This is a genomic window from uncultured Lutibacter sp. (assembly GCF_937891065.1).
Lineage (GTDB): Bacteria > Bacteroidota > Bacteroidia > Flavobacteriales > Flavobacteriaceae > Lutibacter.
The window spans coordinates 1-3844 of the sequence record NZ_CALAEQ010000175.1 but is presented as its reverse complement, the minus strand read 5'-3'; the positions used below and the strand labels follow the sequence as shown (position 1 = coordinate 3844).

The 3844-nt window shown below is 28.1% G+C and carries 3 protein-coding genes; all 3 read right to left on the bottom strand.

The features are described 5' to 3' along the window. On the bottom strand, positions 1 to 1334 hold a 1334-nt coding region (locus Q0352_RS09635), incomplete at its 3' end, for a vitamin K epoxide reductase family protein (RefSeq protein ID WP_299527089.1). A gap of 159 nt (positions 1335 to 1493) precedes the next feature. After that, the gene (locus Q0352_RS09630; protein ID WP_299527087.1) at positions 1494 to 2156 is read right to left on the bottom strand and encodes a response regulator; all 663 of its coding nucleotides are present in this window, start codon (positions 2154 to 2156) and stop codon (positions 1494 to 1496) included. A gap of 11 nt (positions 2157 to 2167) precedes the next feature. Then, the coding region (locus Q0352_RS09625) for a tetratricopeptide repeat-containing sensor histidine kinase (protein WP_299527085.1) at positions 2168 to 3844 on the bottom strand (1677 nt) is incomplete at its 5' end.

Genomic DNA, 3844 nt, shown 5'->3' with positions numbered 1-3844 from the left:
GTGTGATATAATTCTAATATTTTAAGAGTGATTTTTGTACCTGGAGATTCAATACTCTCAGGACTAACATTAAAACGTATGATTATTTTCAAATCCAACTCTTTATTACTTAAGATTTTTTCTACAAGCTGGTGGCTTTCTTTACAATAACCACACATTGGATTGGTAACAATAACTATATTAAAGTTTGCGTTTTTATTTCCAAAAACTAATTCATTTGTGTCAGGGATAATTACATTAACAGGATTGCTTAAATTTAATGCAGCCTTAAATAGATTAAAGTTTCTTTTAAACTTAATATGTTCTATTTCTAATTTTTCAAACTCTTGTTCTTTTTTTAATAAAGGCTGTATTAAAGACCATAATGCTATTACAGCCAATAAACCTCCCATAAATAAAACATAGCTATTATCAATTATAATTAACTGCTCCCAAAATGAGTTTATAAAAAATAGCGACCCGAATTGCAACCATAATATACTAACAACAGTTAAACATAACGGGCACCAACTTTTTACAACATTCCACTGATAATATATAGAGAAAAAAGTAAAAGGAACTGTCAATGTACTTAGCAAATAAAATATTGAATTAGCTTGAAATCCATTTAGAGCCACCATTAACCACCCAACAACCAAACTGACAAAATAAGCTAAACCTACATCGCTCAATTTAAATAATCCAAATAGCGTTGCTCCCTTAGAACTTAAAACGGCATCACAATTTGTTTTTTTATTTTGACCTGAGCAAAATTTATCTAAAATTTTAGAGTGAAAACCTAACTCGTGCTGAACTATTAAATAGCTAATATATATACCTATAACAGATAATAAAAAGTGTATTATTTGAAATAATGACGGTTGAGATTTGATAAAAACATATCCCAAACAAATAAATGAAGTTATGATAATACCTTTCTTAGCATAGTTTGCAATACCCGATTTTCCTTTTATCTTCTTATCTGGTTTTTCAATAACTACTAAAATACCAGTCCATAACTCTAAAAATTCATTGATACTTTTAAATTCAGATTTCTTCTCATTAAAAACCAATTCAACACCATTATTAGCTTTTGTTACCAATATGAGCTCTTCAACTTTACTATCTTTTATTTGTCCAAGAAAGGTATCTGGTAATTGAGAAAAAGTTTCTAAATCATTTTCAACTTTTAAAGCTAGGTTATCTATATCAAAATGATTAAATAAATCGGTAATACTGTTGATGCTAGGATAATAAGGGTGACTTAATAACTGTATTTTGGCTTCTTCCTTATCAAGCTGAATATAATTCTTTTTTGCAAAGTGATTTAACAAAAAAATTAATTGATTGTTCATATGCAATTTTATTATTTAATTAAACTAATTTAAAGTTGTAAAATTAAATGTCATTACGGTTAAACCGTAATGAAGAAAAAACAATAAAAAAGAACTAAACACTTTAAAATTATAAATAATTGCTATTGAAAGGTTTAATATGTAATATGGAGGAGGTATTTATATAAAGCCTCTTTTTTCAGCTTCTAGCAATAATTCGGCATCGCCTCCTGAAACATTGAAAATTTGTTTGATAGCACTTTTACGTTTTTCTATCATACTTAACTTTAAATCAATAAAACTAGGTAAGTTTTTTGTAGTTACTCCCTTTGATAAATGAAAGATTATTTTTTTATTGATATCGTCTAATAATTCTTCATTTTCAAGTGTTAAGACATTTAATCTTTTTACTCTAGTACTATAATATAAATTATCATTCACAACACTATTAAAAGCTTGTAAAAGGATTTTGGGAGTGATGTCGATTTTTATCATTAACGCATCGTGTGGCGTAGATTTAATGATGCTTTTAACTCTTTCAGTATTATCAATTGCTGTTAAAATAATTATTTTAGAATTTGGAAATTCACTTTTTATATATACCGCAAGATCTTCACCAGATGTAATTGTGCCATCTTCAGAAGCATCTAATTGTATATCTATTAAAAATAAATTAAAATGCTTCCCTTGTTTGGATCTGTTAATTATTCTTAATGCATCACCACAATTAGCTGCTTTTAGTATCTGAAAGTTATATTCTATATTAGATACTAAAATACTTTTATAGCTTTCAGAAACCAGCGGGTGATCCTCAATTATTAATACTTTAAATTCTTCGTTCATATTGTTAATTGCTATGATACTATTGGAATTGTCATCGTTATTTTAGTCCCATTACCTTGGCTTGAAATAAATTTAACTTCACCATTTAATTTCTCAATCCTAGATTCAATATTTTTTAGACCTATTCCTTTTGTTTTATTATTTGGATTAAAGCCAATTCCATTATCTGTTACTTCAAAATGCAACATACCATTTATTTCATAAAAATGAATACCAACTTTGGTTGCTTTAGCATATTTATGTATGTTATGAAGTGTTTCTTGTAGGGTACGATAGCAATGAATTTTAATTTTATTTGATATATTTTCCCAATCAGAAACAATGTCAAAGTCCAAATTTGGTTCAAAATTAGACAATCTACTTCTTTTTTCTACCAATTCCTCCACCATTTTTTCAAAGGCATTATCAATATTAAACAACTCTACTTTCAGCTCATGAGATAGCGTTCTAATATCTTCTTCTATTTCACGTAATGATTCTATGTGACCATCCCATTGCTCAATTTCTTCTTCTGGTATACCTGAATTCATTAAAGAAATTGACAAACGTGTACCAAACAATTTATTTACAATACCATCATGTAATTCTTCAGAAATACGGATCCTTTCTTTTAAGCTTCCTTCCTGAAATTTCGTTTTCTCAGATATCATTAAATTGTAAATCTCTGTATTGGCCTCTTCTTGTTTTTGATTGAAAATTAGTTCTTTGTTTTTTGATCGCTGCCTAATGTATATGAATATCATTGTAAACAATGCCCCGCCAACCAATATTAGGATAGTTAACAGCCCATTTTTTTTGGTTACAACTACATTTACTTTTTCTATTTCACCAGTTTCATAGGCAATACGTGTGAATTTTTCACGTATCTCACGCTCTTTTTGCTGAAGGCTGTCGGAAAGTTTAATGTATTTATTTAAATAGGTTTTCCCTTTTTCTCCTGGTTCAAGTTTAGATAGCTGAAGGTAGGATTCGAGTAAACCTTCATTGTAATTTGACTTTACAGCATTTTTCTCTGCATTTTGAGCAAAATTAAATGCTTTAACACTATCGTTTTTGGATAAAAAATATCCTGATAAATGAAGGCTACTCTCAACTATCCCATCATAAATTTTAAGGCTATCACGTATTTTTAATGCTTTGTAAAAAAGTTTTGGTAATTCTGTTTCATCACCAAGTTTGAATTTGGAATAGGCTAGGTTATCAATAACCATCGCATAAGTTTCTGGATTAGTGACTAATAAATTTTTAGTTTTTAACGCTTTTTTAAAATAAATGATGGCTTTTTGATACTCATTCATTTCATTATAAATCCATCCAATATTATTAAAGGAGATAGCTCCTAAAAAATTATTAGCATCTTGCTTTTTCAAATATTTTATTGCAATATTATGACTATCTATAGCGAGATAGTAATTCTTCATTTTACTTTGTACTGCACCTAAAGTATTATAAGCCAGATATAAACTTCTATAATCCTTTGAATTTATTAAACTTGAAATTGCCTTTATAGCATTAATCTCACTTCCCGTATAATCTTTCACACTTTCCTGGATAGTTGACATACTCAGCAACATCTTCCCTTTTTCCAATTCATTATTAATTAAAGAATATGACTTTAATGCTTTATTATAAAAATAATATGCACTATCAGGGGTATAGTTACTTTGATAATAATATCCTAAATACGC

Coding starts and splice junctions, on each gene's coding strand:
- Q0352_RS09630 (WP_299527087.1), bottom strand. CDS start 2,156: ATGAACGAAGAATTTAAAGTATTAATAATTGAGGATCACCCGCTGGTT.